This is a genomic window from Anoxybacillus sp. CHMUD (assembly GCF_013096965.1).
GTDB classification, from domain to species: Bacteria; Bacillota; Bacilli; order Bacillales; family Anoxybacillaceae; genus Anoxybacillus; species Anoxybacillus kestanbolensis_A.
In genome coordinates this window covers 41,276-62,184 of the sequence record NZ_SDLG01000014.1, presented here as the reverse complement: position 1 = coordinate 62,184, position 20,909 = coordinate 41,276, and the positions used below count along the sequence as shown (strand labels likewise).

The 20,909-nt window shown below is 39.0% G+C and carries 18 protein-coding genes; 2 read left to right on the top strand and 16 right to left on the bottom strand.

The window, feature by feature from the left end:
• Positions 1–492, top strand: a 492-nt coding sequence (locus tag ETB99_RS10310) for an IS66 family transposase (RefSeq protein ID WP_171700549.1), incomplete at its 5' end; no start/stop codon positions are given.
• A 69-nt stretch (positions 493–561) separates the two neighbouring features.
• Here the strand turns inward: ETB99_RS10310 and ETB99_RS10305 are convergent.
• Both ETB99_RS10305 and ETB99_RS10300 read right to left on the bottom strand, forming a co-directional pair.
• Positions 562–885: a hypothetical protein gene (locus ETB99_RS10305; protein WP_171700548.1), complete on the bottom strand. Its 324-nt coding sequence runs from the start codon at positions 883–885 to the stop codon at positions 562–564.
• Positions 886–969: 84 nt separating this feature from the next.
• Positions 970–1,485: a hypothetical protein gene (locus tag ETB99_RS10300; protein WP_129000883.1), complete on the bottom strand. Its 516-nt coding sequence runs from the start codon at positions 1,483–1,485 to the stop codon at positions 970–972.
• Between the two features lie 200 nt (positions 1,486–1,685).
• Here ETB99_RS10300 and ETB99_RS10290 point away from each other — a divergent pair, with 200 nt between their 5' ends.
• Positions 1,686–2,867 carry an IS701 family transposase gene (locus tag ETB99_RS10290; protein ID WP_171700547.1) on the top strand — a complete coding sequence of 394 codons (1,182 nt, stop codon included), beginning with the start codon at positions 1,686–1,688 and terminating at the stop codon, positions 2,865–2,867.
• Between the two features lie 209 nt (positions 2,868–3,076).
• On the opposite strand, the gene ETB99_RS15075 is transcribed toward ETB99_RS10290, so the two are convergent.
• From ETB99_RS15075 to ETB99_RS10225, 14 genes are all read right to left on the bottom strand, one after another.
• Positions 3,077–3,187, bottom strand: a complete 111-nt coding sequence (locus tag ETB99_RS15075; protein ID WP_253263611.1) for a hypothetical protein — start codon at positions 3,185–3,187, stop codon at positions 3,077–3,079.
• A 47-nt stretch (positions 3,188–3,234) separates the two neighbouring features.
• On the bottom strand, positions 3,235–4,683 hold the full coding sequence (locus ETB99_RS10285) for a serine/threonine-protein kinase (RefSeq protein ID WP_171700546.1): 1,449 nt from the start codon (positions 4,681–4,683) through the stop codon (positions 3,235–3,237).
• Between the two features lie 5 nt (positions 4,684–4,688).
• Positions 4,689–5,294, bottom strand: a complete 606-nt coding sequence (locus ETB99_RS10280; RefSeq protein WP_141603161.1) for a hypothetical protein — start codon at positions 5,292–5,294, stop codon at positions 4,689–4,691.
• Positions 5,287–6,975: a helicase HerA domain-containing protein gene (locus ETB99_RS10275; protein ID WP_171700545.1), complete on the bottom strand. Its 1,689-nt coding sequence runs from the start codon at positions 6,973–6,975 to the stop codon at positions 5,287–5,289. Before ETB99_RS10275 ends, ETB99_RS10280 begins: the two co-directional genes overlap by 8 nt.
• Positions 6,975–8,138 (bottom strand): hypothetical protein, encoded by a 1,164-nt coding sequence (locus ETB99_RS10270; RefSeq protein ID WP_171700544.1) that lies wholly within the window; start codon positions 8,136–8,138, stop codon positions 6,975–6,977. Before ETB99_RS10270 ends, ETB99_RS10275 begins: the two co-directional genes overlap by 1 nt.
• A complete protein-coding gene (locus tag ETB99_RS10265; protein ID WP_171700543.1) occupies positions 8,125–8,934 on the bottom strand; it encodes a hypothetical protein in 810 nt (269 codons plus the stop codon). Before ETB99_RS10265 ends, ETB99_RS10270 begins: the two co-directional genes overlap by 14 nt.
• A gap of 2 nt (positions 8,935–8,936) precedes the next feature.
• Positions 8,937–12,992 (bottom strand): hypothetical protein, encoded by a 4,056-nt coding sequence (locus ETB99_RS10260; RefSeq protein WP_171700542.1) that lies wholly within the window; start codon positions 12,990–12,992, stop codon positions 8,937–8,939.
• A 13-nt stretch (positions 12,993–13,005) separates the two neighbouring features.
• Positions 13,006–14,085 carry a hypothetical protein gene (locus ETB99_RS10255; RefSeq protein WP_171700541.1) on the bottom strand — a complete coding sequence of 360 codons (1,080 nt, stop codon included), beginning with the start codon at positions 14,083–14,085 and terminating at the stop codon, positions 13,006–13,008.
• Positions 14,082–15,167: a hypothetical protein gene (locus ETB99_RS10250; RefSeq protein ID WP_171700540.1), complete on the bottom strand. Its 1,086-nt coding sequence runs from the start codon at positions 15,165–15,167 to the stop codon at positions 14,082–14,084. Before ETB99_RS10250 ends, ETB99_RS10255 begins: the two co-directional genes overlap by 4 nt.
• A gap of 32 nt (positions 15,168–15,199) precedes the next feature.
• Complete coding sequence (locus ETB99_RS10245; RefSeq protein ID WP_171700539.1) at positions 15,200–16,585, bottom strand: restriction endonuclease subunit S; 1,386 nt, start codon at positions 16,583–16,585, stop codon at positions 15,200–15,202.
• A gap of 187 nt (positions 16,586–16,772) precedes the next feature.
• Positions 16,773–17,288, bottom strand: a complete 516-nt coding sequence (locus ETB99_RS10240; protein ID WP_171700538.1) for a hypothetical protein — start codon at positions 17,286–17,288, stop codon at positions 16,773–16,775.
• Complete coding sequence (locus ETB99_RS10235) at positions 17,285–18,541, bottom strand: AAA family ATPase (protein WP_171700537.1); 1,257 nt, start codon at positions 18,539–18,541, stop codon at positions 17,285–17,287. The genes ETB99_RS10240 and ETB99_RS10235 overlap by 4 nt, the downstream gene beginning before the upstream one ends.
• 4 nt (positions 18,542–18,545) lie before the next feature.
• Complete coding sequence (locus tag ETB99_RS10230; RefSeq protein WP_216366154.1) at positions 18,546–20,423, bottom strand: HsdM family class I SAM-dependent methyltransferase; 1,878 nt, start codon at positions 20,421–20,423, stop codon at positions 18,546–18,548.
• Positions 20,424–20,437: 14 nt separating this feature from the next.
• On the bottom strand, positions 20,438–20,797 hold the full coding sequence (locus tag ETB99_RS10225; protein WP_171700536.1) for a hypothetical protein: 360 nt from the start codon (positions 20,795–20,797) through the stop codon (positions 20,438–20,440).
• Positions 20,798–20,909 lie beyond the last annotated feature (112 nt).

Genomic DNA, 20,909 nt, shown 5'->3' with positions numbered 1-20,909 from the left:
CATTTGCGTGAGTTAAAAGGATTCATCGAACAAGGGCATACGTGGGCGATGCGCATGACCACGTTTCTGTTAGCCGCCAAGCAAGCCGTCGAAGCCCATCACGGTGCACTTTCCGAAGAAGAAGCGAAACGATGGGAACGAGTGTATGATCGTATCCTAGCGAAAGCACAGCACCGATTGGAAACGATGACACCTCTTCCGAAAAAAGCACTCGCTTTTATTCGACGGCTTCAAAAACGAAAGGAAGAAGCGCTGCGTTTCTTACGTGAAGTACATGTTCCCTTTGATAACAACCAAGCCGAACGCGATCTTCGCATGGTCAAAATCAAAGAGAACATCTCGGGTACGTTTCGCGAAGAAACATTCGCGCAGTCGTTTTGCATCGCAAGAAGCATCGTTTCCACACTTACGAAACACGAAAAAAACGTGTGGGACTCGTTGTGTCTTCTGTTGACGGGTGACACGCTTGATCGCGTTCTTTCTACCACTTAGGGCATTTTCTATTACGGGGATGCCCTATTTGTATTGCGCATCTTTACATACTACTATCGGAGTGAATAGTTACAGTTTCAGCTTATAAAATTTATTTTCTAAGTAAACCAAATCCTCAATCGCATGTCCATTAAGTTTCGGAGCAGGAATCGACGAAATCCATGAAGATATTAATCCAACTCTTTCGATCCATGCCTCAAGTGCGGTTGAACCTCGTGTTTGTTCGAATCTGTTTAAAATGACCGGATAAGAAATGGAATACCAATAAGTTTTGTCTTTGCTATTACAAACACCGCTTTCTTTCTTCATTCGGTAGCTGTCTATAACATGAATGACATTACTAGAATCAAGATAATATCTCAACGATTGCAATGACTGACTATATAAATCCATCATTTTATCCTCCCACCCCTACTGAATCTTCCGCTAAAAATACTGCACTTTAGATGTGTATTTATATATGTTATTTCAGACAAGCTACCTTTGACTTTTATATCCTTCGTATTTTGGTTTAAATTTTAGATGCAAAAATGCCTCAATTAGATTTAGTACAAAGATTCCTAACGATGCATCTATAATAAAGTCAATTCTTCTTATATTCTGTTTAATCCAATCCCCAACAATATCCTCAGTTAGATTAAAACATTTAAAGTCTGGATCATTCAAAATGGATTTCGCTAAATTGCTTTGGGAACTTGTTGGAACATAATGCTGGCTTCTAAACCTTGCATTACTATTCGGGCCAACCTTTCCAATTTTTAAAAATTCATCCTGATAAACAAAGGAGTAAATCCCCATTTTACCACGTGGCAAACCAGCTGGCTTATGTGGAACTCCTCTGTCCAATATTTGTATTTGATCCTCGGAAATGACGGTTCCTGTTAATCTAACCACTGATAGTAACTGTGCTTTTAATTCTTTCATTTGATAACTCTCCCAAAACTTTTCACTGTTTTGCTGCACCATTTCAACAACTACCATAAATCCGATCATGAACCCCGTCCTTTTGTAAGAACTGGATCATGCCTCGCTCTGCTAAATAATCAAGGAACTTGCAAACATCTCCATATATTTTACTGTAGATGAGCAAATTTACTAACATAAATTTACAACCAAACAAAAAAGAAGACATGAACCCGATTCCTTGGTTAGAATAGATGTGCCACAACTATCCACAAGGAGGTTCATGTCTCATGAATAGATTAGCACATCATCAAGGAATTCACAAGTTTTTCACGATGTTGGGGTTGGCACTTTATTTCTCAAAACCTGTCATGAAGCATCTCGTTCATATCGTGGATGCGATGATCACCAAGGGGTTTTCGGGAACACTGACCGATCTACATCACGGGAGTTTTCATCCGAACCATCGCACGACACTCAGCCATTTTTTCACGAAAAGCCCATGGGAAGAAGAGACGTTGCTTCGCAAACTCCAACAGTGGGTGCTTCATCGTGTCGAACGCAGCTCGAAACGAGAGAATCAACCCATTTTTGTTTCGATCGATGATACGATTTGCCAAAAAACCAAGCCTTCGTCACAGGCAACGCACGCCATTCGAGGGTGTGATTGGCACTGTTCTCACACAGAGAAAAAGTCGATCTGGGGACATTCTCTCGTTTGGCTCATGGTTCATACGATGACCCAGGCTTTTCCCTTTGCGTTCCGCCTCTACGACAAGGCGGCTGGGAAAAGCAAGGGGGAACTCGCGATCGAGATGCTTTCTTCTTTGGATGTACACCGTCCTGTTTATGTGCTGATGGACTCTTGGTATCCATCGCAAACGCTCGTGGGAGCCTGCTTGAAAAAAGAGTTCCACGTCATCGCGATGCTGAAGACGAATCGGATTCTCTATCCAAAAGGGACGGCCATTCAAGCAAAGGAATTTGCCAAATCTATGGAGCCACGGGATACCCGCCTCGTCACGGTGGGAAAAGAGCGTTATCGGGTGTATCGCTACGAAGGTGCTCTGAACGGTCTCAAGGATGCCGTGGTGCTGCTCGCTTGGAAAGCCGATCAGCCGATGACATCGGAACATCTTCACTGCGTCTTGAGCACCGACCGGGATCTAAGCGATGAAGAGATCTTGCGCTACTATGCTGCACGTTGGTCGATCGAATGTTTTTTCCGTCAAGCGAAAGACCAGCTGAAACTCGATGGATACCGCGTTCGCGGGCGTCGGGCGGTGAAACGGTATTGGATCTTGGTGCAACTTGCGTATGTGTACAGCATGTTCGAGTCGAACAGTGATGTTTCGGATGGGCTCGATCTCCTGCGCAAGAGAAAAGGACATAGCCTCGTGGAGTTCATTTATCGTGCAGCAAAACAAAATATTCCCATTGATACCGTGAAAAAACAGCTCCACGTGGCATAAGGGGTACCCTGTTTGTCTCTTTTTAAATGGTAATTATTGTAACGAAAATTGCTCAACTACAGTGAATTATTAACCACTTAGTGCCCGCAGCATAAATTGGTTCACATCTTTCTCTAGTCCAATCAATATTCGTAACGATTGCTTCAAGAGTGTTTGCAGGTAAAGTGGGTTTTTGCTTGTTCTTCTGGACATGAAAAATATCCCAATTTCTATTCCTTTCGTTTCAAGAACAAAATATAGCTTTTCCGTCTCATCAATGACAAACGCCCAGTTGGAGGGTAAAAGTCAATCGGTGTATCAATTTTAAACCAACTTGGCAATTTGACATATACCTTGAGTTGAGCTTCAACAGAATATAAATTCGCTATTACAAATAATACTCATAAAGAGCCAACTTCTGTTTTACGTACTCATCATCTGGCCTTAGTTTTAAGGCATATTTGAAATAGCCTCTTGCTCGTTCGTAATCCCTTTTTTGGTCGTACGCTTGACCAAGTTTTTTCACAACAGCCCAAATTCCTAGAGTCTCTTGATTGATTTGTTCCAGAATTTGAATGCTTTTTTCTTCCTTTCCACACACTCCATAACATAACGCTAATTTATAACGATAATCTAAATTTCCTGGTTCTTTCTGATACAATTCTTCATATAAATACAGCGCTTCCTCATACTTTTTCATTGATAAGAAAATTCTTGCATTTAGATTTTTTACGGCTGTAGCAAAACTTTCTTGGCGTGTGTCCTCAATTGCTACTCCTTCAATATTTTCAATTTGCCGTAACGCCTCAAATAATCGGTCTGTTTTATAATATACATATGCCAGTTGTAATAAGATTTCTGGCATTGTATTTCCATTTGTAATTTCCGTCGTTAAAATTTTTTCGGCTAATGTAAATTTTTTTAGTTTACAATTCAACATTGCTAATTCTAACGGATCTCGTTTGCTTGATAATGTTGCACGAGGAATAAACTTTTCAACTTGCTGCTCTTTTAAATGTTCGTCTACCGCTTTTTTAAATTCAGTGCGGAAATCGGTAACCGACTGATATCGTATTTCCGGATTTCTCTCTAACGCCTTCATGATTACCTTTTCCATCGAAGGTGTAATACTATCGTTTAATTCTCTTGGTTTTGGAAAAGGGACATTATGAATCACGTTAAAATATGTGTCATGCGGAGTTTTTCCTGTTAACAATTGATATAACAAAACCCCTAAAGAATAAATGTCAGAATTTAAATATCGCGTCTGCGAATGGAGAACTTCAGGAGCGATATAAGCAAATGTTCCTGCACCATCAATTGTTTTTACAAAAATATCTTCAATCAATCGACTCGTTCCAAAGTCCGTTAATTTTACCGTAGTTTCATTTATTAAAATATTGTCAGGTTTGATATCTCCATGCGCTATGCGTAGAGAGTGCATAAATTCAACACCATTTAGTACTTGATCAAAAATATCAAACATTTTTTGAAATGTGCGTGGATGGCTAATTCCCTCTTCACTTAACTCTTGTGAGAGCGACTTCCCATCAAACAGTTCCATCTCAATGACAAAATAACCGTCTACTCTGCCCATCCAATAAATATTGATAATATTTTCATGGGAAACGCCAATAAAACGCTCTCCTTCCACTAATGCTGCGTCGCCACGTTCTTGGTTTTTCGGGATTTTTAACGCTACGATTTCTTCATCTTCACAGCGAAGGGCTTTCCATACATATCCGTATGACCCTTCGCCTATCATTTCTTGCAAAATATATTTATCCCCGATATTCATATCCTTTTTTGGTTGAATAGAATAACGCTTACGGACCATGATTGTTACCTCACTTGAATCCATTCATTTATGGTGAGATTTTCCTTCGTTCCACTTGCTACTGCTTGAAAAACGAGGTAATCGGTAACAAACGAATTAATCCCTGGAATAAAGCGGCCGTTCGGTAACGTGAACCCTTCATCAAAAATGCTAATGTATTTATCGATATTTTTCGGAATAGCCCCGCTGTAAGACCAGTAGACAAAAAGAATCAATGGTAAATCGCTACCAAGTTGATGATATGCTAATAATAAATTTTCAATCTTCTCTCTTAGTTTATCATGCTTACCCTTTGAATTTTCAAATCGTTCAAACTCTGAAACGAGAATTGGCTTTACGTCTTGTTGGCGATACCATACAGAATCCGGTCGAACTTCTCGAGTAATGCTATGACCATATTGTTGGTTAATTGGATAAACAGGGCATTCAGATAAAGCTGTTACTCCTTGAATATGTCTACCGATTTCCGTAATATAATTCAGTCCTGCTGAATGAACGGTTTCCGAATAATCACGAATCCCATGAACGGAGAGCATAGGAAAAAGTGAATCGCGAATTTTTCCATTCTTAAACTCTTCAATAATCATTTCCTTTAATTGCTCTTTATCCACCGAATACGCCCCATTCTTTGACAACTTCCGGCGATTGACCACCATGAACTAACGCTTTTGTTCCAACTTTCACTAATAGTGGAGCTGGAATCGAACGCCCCGTAATTAATGCTTCCCCTGTAGATAATGATGGAAGTTCGTCAATATCTGCTTTCGTTAACATATCGGATGTTTTCGTAATGAAACGCTGATCATCCGGATTTTTTAGACGCATAGTAATAATCGTGTTGCATTGCGATGTAACATCCGCATCCAATTTAGAAGGACGTTGTGAAACAATGGCAAAACCTACCCCGAATTTACGACCTTCTGCGGCAATTTTTTTAATAATTTTTTTCGAAATCGTTGGTGTGCCTGCTGGAGCGTAGTTATGACCTTCTTCATATACAAGGAAGCAAGGACGAATCGGACGTTGTTTATCTGCCGCTGCACGCATAATTTCACTGGATACAAGCGCCGTGACAATTTGCTTTGCATCGTCTGACAATCCTTGCAAATCAATAATGATTAATCGACCATATTTTTCGTTCATTTCACCAATTAATTTATAAATATCCGTCGGTTCACCAATCGCTTTTGTGTAAAAGCTTCGCGCTTCGTTAATGACGCGATTCAGCTTCATCGAAGCGACCGCTGCACTTCTGCCGCTTAAAGCTCTTGCTTCTGCTTCCGTTATTTCATCCCACCCCCGCAATTCTTCTAAATCACCCGAAAGCAACTCACGTAAATCTTTAATATCGCGAGGCGGATGTGGATATTTATATTTCCAATAACGAATCGCTACATCGAGTACCCGTTGCTGCGGTTCGGTTAAGCCAGGCAAAATCTCTTCGAAATCGTCCATTTCAAAACGGTCAAATTGCAACGCGAGGTGCTTATTTTTTCCAGCGTATTTGTAATCAAACTCTTCCATTTGCGGCGTATATACATGAATACCGCCTCCTGCCGCTTGTAAAGCGCGAAAACGTTCTTGAATAAATAAAATGCTTTCCCGATCTTTTTCATCTTCAATATGATCAAGGTTCGTATTGAAATGAATATCCCCTTTTTCAAATGCCTTTCCATACTCACCGTGCGTATCAAATACAACAACGGTTCCATTCATCTGCGCCACTAGTCGTTCGATGATACGACCGACCGTATAAGACTTTCCTGAACCAGTCATCGCTAAAACCGCTAAATGTTCTGTCACTAATTTATTGACATCCAAGTAAACAGGAACAATATTTTCCCCACGTTCATAACCGATTAAGTTGCCAATCGCAATGCTTTTATTTTCATCAAATTGATAAAACTTAGAAAGAAATTCATAATCAACACCATATACTTTACCTCCCGGATCTAACGGGCGACGCGGAATGCGAATTTGTCCTGTGGCTGCTTCCTTGTAACCGACAAGGTCAATAGAAGCAAATAATGTCTCTCCAGTCATTTGTGTTCCGGGTAATAATTCGATCGAATTCAATCCTTCTCCAAGATCGCTGTTATATAAAATATTACTGCGGGAAATAGAGGTAATCCGCCCAAGAACATATGTCGGCTGTTCATCCGGACGTTCTTGATGTAAAATTTTCACAAACTCGCCACGGCGTGCGGAAAAGCTATCTTGAAGCACCATTTTTAAATCATTCGGATTTCCGGTATTCCCAATCAGTTTACCGATATATTTTTCTTGACTCATTATTCATCCTCCCCGAAAAAGTCTACTTCCTCGGTCCAAACATTTTCTACTTCTTCCTTTTTGATCATTTCGCGTGCCTGTGTTTTAAAATAATGAATAATAGCACCACTTCGAATTGGTTTTAGTGCGTATTCGGCATACCAAAGCGGCAACGGGAGTGCCTTTGGTTGATCGAGCGTATAAAGCGAAACGAGATAGGATGTAAGCTCATCTAAACTTTGAGAATTCCATTCTTGAGCGTTTCCCATTATCTCTACTAATAAAGGTTGTGTATGCATCCCTGCCCGGAAATGAAAATTGATAATCCCTAGATTTCTCATTTCTTTAGGTTCCAACTGATTGGTTTGGACTAATAAATCGTATTGATAGGCAGCCGTGCGCGTTCTTCGAGTTAAAACACCGTGCAACAGTTTTTTTACGCCAACCTTTTTAATTTTGTATAACGATTCATTGTTTTGCTCGATATCGTTAAAACTCACTTCATCTACAATATACATCTCTTTATTTTTATTTTCAGAAAAGAGACCGTAGAAGATAGAACCGAAACGTTTAGTACTCACTGAAACAAGCCGAATACCGTTTCGATTAAAAGGAAAAATAAAATGTTGATATGTCTCCCAAAAATTTTTGATTCTTTCTACACAGTTTTGATAGTCAATATATAATTGGCCATGTGTATCCATTGGCGCGTCAGCCCGTTCTAGCATTAACGGAGTGTCGACAATCACCAGTTCCGGCTTATGGGCTTCTAACAACATCTCTTCTAACAAATCGTAAACTTGCATGATATGAATAAATTTTAATTTATGGTTAATATCAATATCATCCGCTTCATCAATGTCAACGAGGCTGTCTTGAAATGTTTCGTACACAGAGCCTTCCTCTATGTATAAATCTTGACGAACAGCACCAGCGCTATATAAAATACCGCCAAATGCCGGTATTGTTTTGCTTGCTGTTGCAATCCCCGATACCCGAATCGTTAGTGGCGATTTTTTTTCAACGGGACGAATGACACCACTGTTGCGAAGTTTCGGAGCAATATGATCAATAAAACGCATTTTCGCGCTTAATTTCGTAACCGTACTTGGCAACCCTAACTGGATTTTCGCTACTAAACTATTGGCAATCGCGGTATCCCGTTTCGTTTTACCATTCTCCATCGTCGTTCCTCCGCTTTATGATTTCTCTTACAAATGCACGATAACCATTTTCCATAATATACTGTTGCCCTTTCTCAGTGATGGTTCCGTCTGAATGAATATAATGTAAATTTTCGAGCTCAGCAAAAGCACTTTTCACATCATTTTCGCGTACTTCTAAATAGAAAAACTTTTGAATTAATGGAACGAGCTGTTTTCGTTCTATGACGTCGGCTGCTGAGAGAAGAAGTAAATAGTGATGAACAGGCTTAAAAGCAATTTGTTTTTCTTCGCTCATTTCATCTTTTGTATCTCTTTCATTGATGTGCATTAACGATTGAAATAGACGTTGACATATTTCACGTTGCTCAAGCAACCGGTAATCAAGAAGCGGAAATGTCGTGATTGTAATGCAGCCGCTGCTTGTGTCGTAATAAAAGTCAACGGCAACCGTTTGTTTTGTCGGTAATTGGATTTCTGGAGTTAAGTTAGTCACGATTTCTTCACGAACCGGAACTCCTTCATACATGCATTCATTCATTTCTTTAATGGAAAACGAGTGATTCAGTTGCAATAATGATGAAATATCCAAATTAAGATATGGTGGGAAAACCATTAGTTGGTTTCCCCACTCTTTTGTCCATTGAATAAGGCACGAACGATCGCTTTCTGACATTTTTAAAAGAATGATAGCTGGAATCACACAAATACCTGACCGTAACTCTCCGACATCTTTCTCTTCCACATCAAACCATTCGCGCAATATTTTATACTCTGTCCGTCCTGCGAATGGTTTTAAAATTTGCAAACTCGACATTATTAGAGAACCTCCACTTTTGTCCGAATCAATCCGATTTGCTCAAGCTCTTCTTTTTCTTTTTGGTAATTAGTCCAGTCTAACTCTCCTTTGCGGTCAACCACTTCTTTATAAAACTCAAATTGCACAAATTTGGCATGTTCCGCAAAAAACTGATGGGCATATGTTTCTAATTGTTTCATTTCCATCTGTACTTTATCTATTGTTTCTTTATAAGTTGCTTCTTGAATCGGTGCACTTAAGTCTGCTTGATATAGCGGTTGATGCTGCAGACGGAACAGGCGGTTCACCGCATCAATTAATAACTCATCGAAATATTGATTTCGCTTTTTCTTTGTCGTATTTTCCACTTTTGTTACTTGGGCAATTAAATCCGTCATATCGTTTTTTCGTTCTTGCAACAACTTTTCCGTTTCATCAATAAGTGTCATCGCATTTTCTTTCTTTGCGGTACAAATATCGTCAACCGCTTCTTCGAAACCAGATTCTAAAAATACGGTTAACTTGTCAAATAGTGTAGAAAGCTCAATAATCCCTACCTCACGTTTCACATCAGCATCACTATTTTCTTCATAATAAGCAATCCATTTCTCGACTTTCGGTTTCGATTCTACAAAAAGGTCTACCATTTGCACAAATTTATCTTTCAAATCGTAATAACGGCCGACGATACCGCTTCTTTCTTTCCACTCAACCTTTGTATGATCGACTTTCTTTAAGCCGATTTGGGAAATAATGATGTTCAAACGGTCGATCGCTTCTTTATAATTCCCTAACGATAAATGATGCGCAAGTGTTTCTTTATTGGATACCATTGTTCGCAGCTGTGAAGATTTCACGTGGTTCATCGCATTTTCAATTTCGTTTTTATATAATTCAAGTACATACGTAAACGGTGAAATTGGTATATAGTAACCTTTATACTCGTTTGTGCTTTTCATTTCCTCTACTTTTTCTTGTATTTTTGCGAGAATATCCTTTTGAATCGTTGATACATACTCATGGAACTGTTGCACAAGCTTCAGCTTTTGCCAAATTGGCATATCGTTCCGATCAAAGGTGAGGTTCGCAAAGTTACGCTCGTTTGGTTGAAGCGTATTCCATTTTTCTTCATCAAAGATGAAATTACATTCATCATGAAATTGTTGCAAATAACTTAATTGCTCTTTCCAAATAGCGAGATGGTTGTTTGTATGAACTTGCAATAGTTTTAAATCGATGTTACGTAAAGCTTCGTCAATTTTCTCTAAGTCTCCGTGGCGCTTATATCGCTTCAATAGCTCGATGCGGGCTTGGTCAAACGTTTCTTTAAACTCGTCGACGAGTTTATCATATTCTTTCTCATACCACTGTTTAATTTTATCCCGCTTTGCTTCTAACGTATGTGACGTGACATTTTCAACATGAGCATTGTTGTCGATTCGTACGACTTTTAACGCTTGCAAGAACGTCATCCATTGTTCAACGATTTTTGGCGGTTTAATGGCATCCACAGAGCTAAAGAAAAACGCATCTTCAATCTCTTTATATGTTACACGACGATGGCCAATAAACGACATTAAAGAGGCAAACGTACTTGGAATTTGCACTTCATATTGATCATTTTCGTGATTTTGAATAAATAAGCCCGTACCTCGATAACCGTCCTTATCTAATTTAGCCGGAACTTTCGTCGCTTTTAAAGCATGTTGAAAGCGAGTAAAATCTTCGCTGTCTATAAATTTTACGCCTTGCTTTGCCCCTAGTTCGGCAATTGTTGCATCGTGAATAATCATTTTCGCATATCCTTCCGCTAATACCGGAAGATAGTCTTCTTCTGATTTTGTAAAAACAATTGGGCGCAATATATATCCTTCTTTATCGATTCGTTCAAACCAAGCTCGTGCGATTCTTGTAATTTCATCTGTAATCGCACGAATTTTTGCGCGGAATGGCTGCGTTAATTGATGGGCTGACTTGCGGATATCCATCATCTCACGCTCAACCGATAACGCTTCTAATACTTTCTTCTGCGAATTCGTCACTTGGAAAAAGAGTAAGCAACGGCCGAGCCGCTCATACTTTCGTTTTATATCATCGATTTCTGTTTCCGCATCAGCGGTCAGTGCTAAAATGATAATCGGGTGATTTCCGCTATCTAGTAATTTACTGTCAACAAGATCGTGCAAGGAAGCTAGTTTGCTAGCCCAAATAATGTCGACACTTTTTTTCGGATGAACTCCTAAATATAGATGATTCGTTACTTTTATACGGAGCCCACATTTATTTCCTTTTACTTGAATTGTTTGCACGTCTGGATAGTCTTGCTCAATGGCTCTTGCAAAACCAAGAAGAAGACGTTGAATTTCTCCATCTTTATCATATTGTTTCGCCAATTCGTTTAAATGTTGTTGAAGCTGTTGATCTTTTTCTTCATTTAATAAATAGTTCGCAATACCTGTTTTGACGGCATAGCGACGATTTAACCGCTCAAGGAACGCAAAGTTTGGACCAATATATGTTTCGAATTGCTCTGTTTTCATTCGTTGCTCAAGATACGTATATAAAAGCTCCGCTGCTTCAACGACTTCGTCTTTCGGATAAAGCATGCGCACTTGCGCTAAAAACGTTTCCCGTTCTTTTCCGACAATAAAAGAACCTTTAGGTGCATTAATTGAGAACGTTTCAAGACTGCGCAAGAGGACTTCTAAACTAAATGATTCACCCGTCGTTTCATTCACGAATAAATGATCAGATTCAGCTTTATATTTGTTTTGCACAAGATAAAAACCTAAATCATTTTTCGCAAGCGGCAAAGCGACAAACTCTTTAAATAATGGTATGCCTTCAATATGTTTCGCTGATAATAAAATTTGTTGTTCTTCCTCACTATAATAATCTTTCGGATATGGCAGCTGCCGTAATAATGCTTTTTTCACAAACGGAATATGCACTGGCTTTGTATCAATGTAATCTAGCTGGGAATGGTCGATTAAACTTTCTTTAAAACGCGGCACTGAATAAGCTAAGTCTTGTAAAATTTCACCTGTTTCCTTGTCTGGATGCTGCTCAAGATATTGATCACAATGAGCCATAATTACATTTAGCCAACCAAAGTTTCCCGCGGCAATCGTGTAAGCTGCTTCAACAAGCCCAGCAGGATATTCACGCAATTTCCCACTTTGTTGTAACGATGCGATATAATCGCTAATATCTGCATAGGGGTTTTGATTGATTTCTAATTTATCTAAACGACGAGCAAGCGCCTCGAGCGCTTTAATTTGATCGCCGATGGCCGGAGAACAAAGCAGCAAGAAAGAGACATTTGGATGGCGAGTGCGGCTATCTTCATGTTTAATCGCTGATGTGATCACTTTAACCGCATCACCGTCTAGTTTCTTTTTCCGCTCTTCACTTTGTTCTTGAATCCCATCCATAAATAATTCGTATTCGGATTCCACTTCATCGACAATCACCATTAAATGTTCGATGCCAAACGATTTTAAGTAAGCTAAACCATTTTGCACAAGTTGATCAAGCTGATCAAGCTGCTGCAGTAAATCATCGGTTTCATGTTGTCCTAACTCAATTGCCTCTGCCAATTTTGCCGGTGAAAAACCAAGCGGAAGAAAATGATCTTGAATATGTTTCACAATCGAACCTTGAATCGTGCGGGCAGGTTGTTGTTCCGCTAATTTTGCTAACGCTACATACGCTCCATAACCGACCCAGTTTTCCCCATAAAGAAGATCCTCATGCATTTGCTCATAGCGGATATAAATAGGTAAAATGCCGTCAGCGAAATCCGGCTTTAATAACCGGACTTTTTGCAGTTGACCTGATTGGTCACGAATCGTCCATCCTTTATCAATTCCAAGCGCTTCGCTCACTAATTCATAAGCAATACGCGATTTACCAATTCCCCATTTAGCAATCAATGTAAAAACTCGCGCCATTGGTGCTGACTTTAAATCTTGTAAATACTCTTTAAACGCATCATAAAATTCACGCTGACCGACCATTGGCTGTTGAACCGGAAATGTGGAGACCCCATCTTTTAACCAGACAGATTTGCTCATCTTTTCAACCCCTTTATCGTTGAAATTCAAGTTTTAATAATTGGTATTCTCGTTTACCTAAATAACCCCTTCCATGTCTCGGCTGGCCTGATTCATAATCAGCAATATAAAACAAACCTTCACGAATACCTTTTGTCATATAATAATCGACAAAGCGCGCAAGCCCTTGCTCCCATGTTGGATAAAAACGCTCCATCAGCTTACGAAGTAACGGTTCAATCGCAACAAAACCGCGATCATCCTGCTCTTCGTTCACTTTTTTCTTTAACCATTCGATTTCTGATATACTCTGAACGTTCGTAAATGAAAATAAAGAATGTGAATCAATATGTTCTAACACCTTTTCTTTATTTAAAATGATGATTCCGACATCAGCTTCGATAAACCAGTCTAAATAGGCAAATAATTGCATCGGTGCCCGCATAAACGAAGAAATATTTGTTTTCGCCGGCTCTTTACCGCTTGAGCCAACAAACATCCAATCTTCATCTAATTCAATTTCTTCTTGAGCAAGAATGTTACGCCAATCTTTCCCTAATGCTTCATTTTTAAAAGTATGAAGAAGAAAGTTCATATCATTAAGATCTGGATTGCTTGAAAACGGATGATACAGATCATCGGCAAATCGTAATGTCCACTTGCTTAGCTGTTCGAGTGATTGACCGTTTGTTTCAAAAAAACCATCATTCAACAATAAATGCATGATGACTCGCGTTCTTGGCGAGTATCGCAATAGTTGTTTTGCAAGTAACAATTCCCATCCGTGTTGTTGTTCGTACGCAGCTACAAGTTCATTTGCTTCCTCTGTACGAATCAAATATCCATCGGCTGCTCTTGTTAGGAAATGGACACCTTTAATTTCAAAACTCCGCGAATGTTTCGAGTACTCATAACCATGTAGTCCAAATAATTCTTTGGAACGGTCTAGCTTTTTATCTTTTTCTTCCACATCTTTTCCTAAATATAATTTTGCGATTTCCTTGATTGAGCGTGCCTCGGTTTTTTCGGGAATGCGCGATAACAACTCACACCATCTCTCAAAATTCCCTGGCTCAATCCAAAATCGCTCAATCGATAGTTTGATTTGCTTCATCCTCTGTCCCTCAATTCATCAATCCACTGTTCGATTCGTTGGCGGAGCTGTTTACTGCCTGCCATCAGCGAAATAAACAAACTTGTATTGTATAACTCATCTTCAATATGGCTCGGAATGCGATATTCTTCATCGACAATCGTTAAAAAACCGCGATCATGCAAATGATGGAATATTGTTTCTAAACCTGCGATTTCGCTTGGGAATAGTTGATAGTTGCTCACTTTACAAAACTCTAAAACGAAATCATTGATCGTTCCGTACCGATATTCTTGTTTTTTTGACGACATTAAAATAACGTCAACTTCGTCGTTTACCGCATGAAACCGAATGGTCGTCATCCCTTGCGCCTCCGTCTGTTCGCGGACAACGCAGCAAAGGAAAATAAATAAGTTCCAAGGATGTGCGAAAATATGCTTGAATAACGGATTCTTTAATGAAATATTTGGCTCATGCGGGGCTAATACAGCAAGCGGTGCATCTTTTAACGGCGATAACTGCAAGTTAGTAGCTATTTTTCGCCTTTTCACCCATTGCTCATCAATTTTTTTGCCGAGCAGTTCGTCTTGTTCAACCGCTTCTTGTTGATACTGTTGGATATGGGTTAAATAGTAAATAATGCGCTGATAATACGGTGCCCCGTTAAAAATCAAATGATTGCGCTCACGGAAAAGAGGCTCAACTTCCTTTACATGTTGCTCTAAAGATTCCGTTTCGTACCGCTCACCATGTTTCAACTCATCTAATATTTTTACGATTTCTCCTGCAAACTTTGGCATTTTGTGAACGAAATCAACAATTCCATCAATATCCTCTGCCTCACGCATTTTTAATACCGTTAACAAAGATGTTTTCAACAAGTATTGTTGATACGACTCATCAAAGCAAAGCAATGTATGAAGAAAATCAGTTTGATTCGGAAACCGCTTCACAAACGCAATCCAATTGTTCGTGATCACTGCCTTCTTCCCACGTACATATAAGAGACCTTTCGCAATAAACGGCTCAAGTTCAGTGACATAAGCCGTTTCACCATAGTGATACAGCCTCTCTAAATGACTATGTAACCTTTTCAACTCCAACGCATTCACCTCCTAGAAAAGAAGGAGTGTCCTTACACTCCTTCAGAAATTTTCGATTCATCGAACTTGCCCTCGATAAGGTCTTCGACGTCTTGTTTGGCTTCACCAATCAATTTTTTAGACATATATAAATTATGACATGCCTTATAAAGTTTTGTAGATATTTCTTCCAATGTTTTATTATCTGGCAATACAATAAGTATATTTTCTATGTCCCGGAGACTTATATGAGCAACTGTTGTTATGACAGACTCACGATTGAGTTGTACCTGTCCTAAATAATGATTAATATAAAAAGCTAAATAATGGGCCATAAATTTATCGTAAGTTTTTATTATTCCAATTCTCTGATTGATAAATACTTTAGGCATCTCTTCAATAAATGCACCGGCTATAAAATTACCGTCCATACCTACTACAACAGTTTCGCTATCAGATAAATACATACTTTTGTCCATAAATTTGTTTTTATCTAAGTAAGTATCCACATCGGTATTAATTAGATCTGGATTAATATCTCGAATTCTTATTAAAGGGATTCCATTATCTGAACTAAAATCGTCACTTGAAAAAGGATATCCGCCATAAATAGTTTTAACTAAATCTCTTAACCTAGTTACTTGTAAACTTTCACCATCCAAAAATTTTCTAACAAATAAATAATCTTGATTATAGTAATTAATATCAAGACGTTCACTCATAATTTGTTCGGGTACTATCCAACTTTTACTTTCAATATTTTTCTGCTCGAATTTTAATATTTCATCAAACATAACTGATACTTCTTCCTTCAACCGCTTCGCTTCTTCCCGTAACTCTTCCGCTTTTCGCACTTTGTTGCCGATGTAGGTTTGGATTTCTTTGGAAGGGTAAGGAACAATTATTTCAATACTATCTTCTAACCGAAGTTGTCTTTGATTTACACCTGTGGTAAATCTATCAAATTGTTTTTTTCCATATTTAGTATTTATAAAAGTACAAAGAAAGTAAACATCTATCCCTTCTAAATCTAATTGTGCAACTCTTCTATAAGTAACAGATAGGGGCACGTTTTTACCTGAAATAAATGCGTGACCTACATCACCTACTAAACCATATACCAATGTTTCTGGTTTGAGAATAAACTCTTTGATACTTGGTTGGTCTAAGTACACTTTATCAAGGTAAATAACATTATTTGAAATATCGTATTCAAAATCTGTAAAATTAACAAATCTTATAATAGGAACTCCTCTTTCTTTAGTACTATACATTGACGAGTGTATCGGAGGTTCAGACCTTTTATTTACTACAAAATCTTTTAATTTACGATGAGGAAGCTTCCTTAGTTTACTAACTATATTTACAGTTTCGTAATCATAAAACTCACAATCGAACCTATCAGTTAGCAAATCATTTGTAACCCAACCAGCTTTCATACACATTTCACCTTCTTAACTATTAAAGCTAATCTCTTAAAAATTCTATTTAACAATTCAGTTTACTCTTATAGAAGTAATCACATCCCCTTTTTATACACCTCAACATTTTGTAGCAAATCGTTTCTATCGTTTACAAGTTGTACTTCAACCTTAAAACAAAAATCCTTAACGACCGTCATAAAGATTATTTCTTCCTTCTCCTCGGCGTTCTTGTTGGTTTAGTCGGTTCATATGCTTTTAACCCTTCATCACCAGTCAGAATTTCAACTTCCCATCCGTTGATTTTGGCGTAGTATTCCGCAACCGATTTGATCGTGGCGTCGCCAATCGATAAACGTTGGTTCGCCTGATCTGGCCATTCCTTGATGAGTTTATGCAATTCAGCGGCTGTCCACAATTTGGCCTGCTCAGAAAATTGCGCCCAAGGAAACTTTTTATCTAACGCTTTTTGAATAATGCGAACGAGCTTTTGCGCGCATTCATAACGATCTTTTGCCGCTTGGGCGATATGGTTGCCTGTTTCAATGATCGTTGCCAGCGGAAGAACGAACGTTGCTCCCTGACGTTCCTCTTCCGTCAGCAAATCGTTTACACGTTTATAGTCCCATACGTTTCCTTGCGCTCCGCACGTTTCTTTGCCAGGGACTTGCAGCCAGCAACATAAAATCGATGTATCAATGACGAGAATTTTTCGCTTCATCGCTTCACACTTCCTTGCTGTGTAAGCGTTTCTTCAATTTCCCCTTCTGCTACTAGCTTTCCGATCGAGCCGACGGCAAGCAACTTCGGCAGTGCTTGAATATCTTCTAATAACGTCAGTTCACTTGCTCCATTTTCTGCTGAGCGATGGGCGACGATAATAAATGGAATCATTTCCGGTCCTAGCTCATCAAGCAACGCCGGATTATGGGTTGTCATTAAAATATCAATTTGCCGCTCGCTACCAATTTCATTCAACATATCAAGCAAAATTTCAGCGCGAGACGGATGAAGACCGTTATCAATTTCTTCAATTACGATCAGGCTGCCTTTTGGGCGCGTTAACAAAGCAGTTAAAATCCCAATAAAGCGAAGCGTGCCATCTGACATGCCGCGTGCATCGACGATTAATTTTTCGCTGCTCCCCGGCCATTGTTCTTCACAATACAGCATCGCGTCTTTCTGAAAGCGACCGACGGGCTCTGCCCATACCCGCTGTATATCTCCTTCAGGAAGGCGGGAAACATATTTCGCAAGCAACGACTCAATATGGTTTTTTTCTTCTTCCGGCAATGCGGCCAGCACTCCGGCCACGTTGGAAGCATTGCTTGCCAGCCGATTCGAAAAAGGCTTATAGTCACGCATTAAAGACGGAGCAGGATCAAGAATAAAAATATGTTCTAACGTATGAACAACAAACTGAATCGCTTCATTGACTTCCTCGCGCGTTTCTTGATTTTTTAATTGGCTAATGACCGAAACAGAACGTTTTAATTGTTTATGTTTCGGACGACCTTTCCCATTATAAACAGCAGCTTCAATACTTGGACTACCTTCCTCCGCTGTAGCCGTAAATATATTGGTTGTTTTATTTGTTTTGCGGTTTATTTTGATTAATGACTCAGAAACAATTTCTACATCTGATTTTGTACTCACTTCAATTCCGTAGAGATAGTCAATTTCCTCATTATATTCAATAACAGCTTCTAATGTAAAAGTTGTGAAAGGACGTTTAGCGGCCCATTCCACACCGCCTCGAATCGCTTGAATGTTCGCTTCTAAAAGCAGGGCGGGGTCTCCTGATAAGATCGTTTGCAAGTCTTTTCCTTGCACCACGCGATTTAAAAAAGCAAGACCGTCCAGCGCATTCGATTTTCCGCTTGCATTTGTACCAATTAAAATGGTTAGCGGATCAATATATAATGTCGCATCAGAAAAACTTTTCCAATTTTTATAACGAATTTCTTTTAACATCGCGTCACATCCCTTTTTTATACGCTTCAACAATTTTTAATAAATCGTTCCGATCATTTCCAAGTTGTACTTCGACTTTGTTCTTCACATCAAACCCGATCTCTTCAGCAACCGCCATAAATACTGATCCTTGTTTTTCGTTTTCGTGTTCTTTCTTTTTAATATAGAGGAATGACGTTTTCGCACCTGTACCAGATAATTGGAATGTAACTGTCGGTAATGAAACAACCGCTTTCACAATCGCGCGGCCACCTTCAAATTCGCCTGTTACTTCGTTTTTCTTACCCATTAAATATTCACGTACATGTTTATAGCTTGAGTTACTTAAAATTCCATCTGGAAGGACCATAATCAAATAACCACCTGGTTTTAATAACTCTAAATTTCGGTCAATGAATAATACCGCTTGGTCTGTCGAATTGACTTGTTTCCAAACACCTTTATTATTTGGCTTTGCTCCAAGACATAAACCTTTTTTCATCGGTTTTCCGTCTTCGTCAATTCCGGATGTGTAACGTTCTAGAATTGCTTTACCTTCTTCTGTTTTATTCGATACAGACCCGGAGCCAAACGGCGGGTTTGTGATGATCACATCAAATGTTTCAGGTTGCAATGAATCGGTCATTAACGAGTCGCTTACCCAGAAAATCGGTGCTTTCGGCAATCCGTGCATCGCCATATTCAAACGTGCTTTTACAATCATACTCCGTGTTTTATCGGCACCAACAAAGCTATGCTCTTTCATTTTTTCTAAATGTTCTTTTATTTTTTCTTTTTGAATTCCTGCAAATTCTCTCGTAAAGTATCTTTTTATTGCTTCATAGGCTTTAATTAAAAATCCTCCAGAGCCGCAAGTTGGGTCAAGTACACGAAAGGTTGGATTTCCGTTTTCATCCGTTTCTAGTAATTTAGCCGCTTCTTTTGGATTTGTTGTTAAATCGTGCATCACCATATCAACCATTGCTTCAGTTACTTGACGCGGTGTTAAATACGTCGCTTGACCGACTTTACTATCGTATTTACCGCGGATTAAAACGTCGAATAGACGCCCCAAAATATCAGCTGTTACATCTTTTAATGTCGCCTTTTTAACGACTCCGTTATCATCTTCGAACTCACCGAGCTCTTGGAATGTTTCAAACGCGGCAACATAGTTTGCTGGATTTTCCAACTTGATATACTCATCTTCGTTAAAAATGTAGCATTTTTCACCTTTGTCGTTGATCGCTACATAGTCGTCATGATTTTTTATTTCTTTAAATGCCGCTTTGATTTGTTTTACCGCTTCTTTTCCATGCTGCTTTATGTACTCATACTTTAAAATGTCATATAATTTTAAACCAGCATTTTCTCCTTCTCTTAATACGTAGTCAGGGTGATAAAGGCGAAAAATTTCCATAAACAATAATTTACTTATTTCATCGATCGCCTCGTTCGTAGAGCTAATATTATCGGCACCAGCAGGACCGTAAAGGCGTTCGTGTAAATCATCAAACCGTTTTTGCAAAGTTGAATAAATATCTAACGACCAAAGTTCTTGCTTTGTTAATTTTTTCTTTTCTTTTTTTGTTACATCGACAACAGATGGAATTTCCGCAATAGGCGTAGATTCAATACAGTCAGCGTAATAGTTTACCTCTCCGTTCGTGGCCCAAATAAAGTCAGGAGCCGATTCATGATATTGTGCTTCAATGAGTGCCGATTGTTGCACAGCGTATGATAAATCAGCATCTTTTTCAAAAATTTTTACATAAACGACTTTCTCATCTCCTGTTGCTGTGAAAATCGTTGTTCCGTCCTCTTCATTTACAGTAAGTTCAGAGAACTGGCCATATCCTTTCATTGTTAATTGATCTTGTACTTGTTGAATTGTCGTTTCCATGTTGCTGTCTCCTCCTATTTTCGTTTGACACGAAGTAAATTTTCCCGCGGTGATTCGTATTTGCCGCTGCTAATGGCAACATCAATAATTTCACGTTGCGGCACAATCATATCAGCAGGGAGCTGAGCGAAAACATCGGGATCAATCTTTGTTAGCGGGCGGCCTTGCAACGCCCGCTCGATTGCTGCCAAAATGATTTGCTGACGTTCATCTTGTTTTACTGTCCACAGCCCTGCTTTATTTTGCACAATAGTTGGATCTAAGCGCACAAACAACTCCATTTGTTCCCGATTCCAATATAACTCATTTTCATGCGCAATCGTCACAAGCTGTTCAATCGTTTTTGGGGTTTTTAAATATTCATATAAAATCATTTAACCCCTCCTTCTTTCATTCACTATTTTTCTAGCAATTTTAAGAACTTGCTCAATAGGTGCAGCAATTACATTATTATAACTTTCTTCATAAGTGAGTCCTTTTGGTACC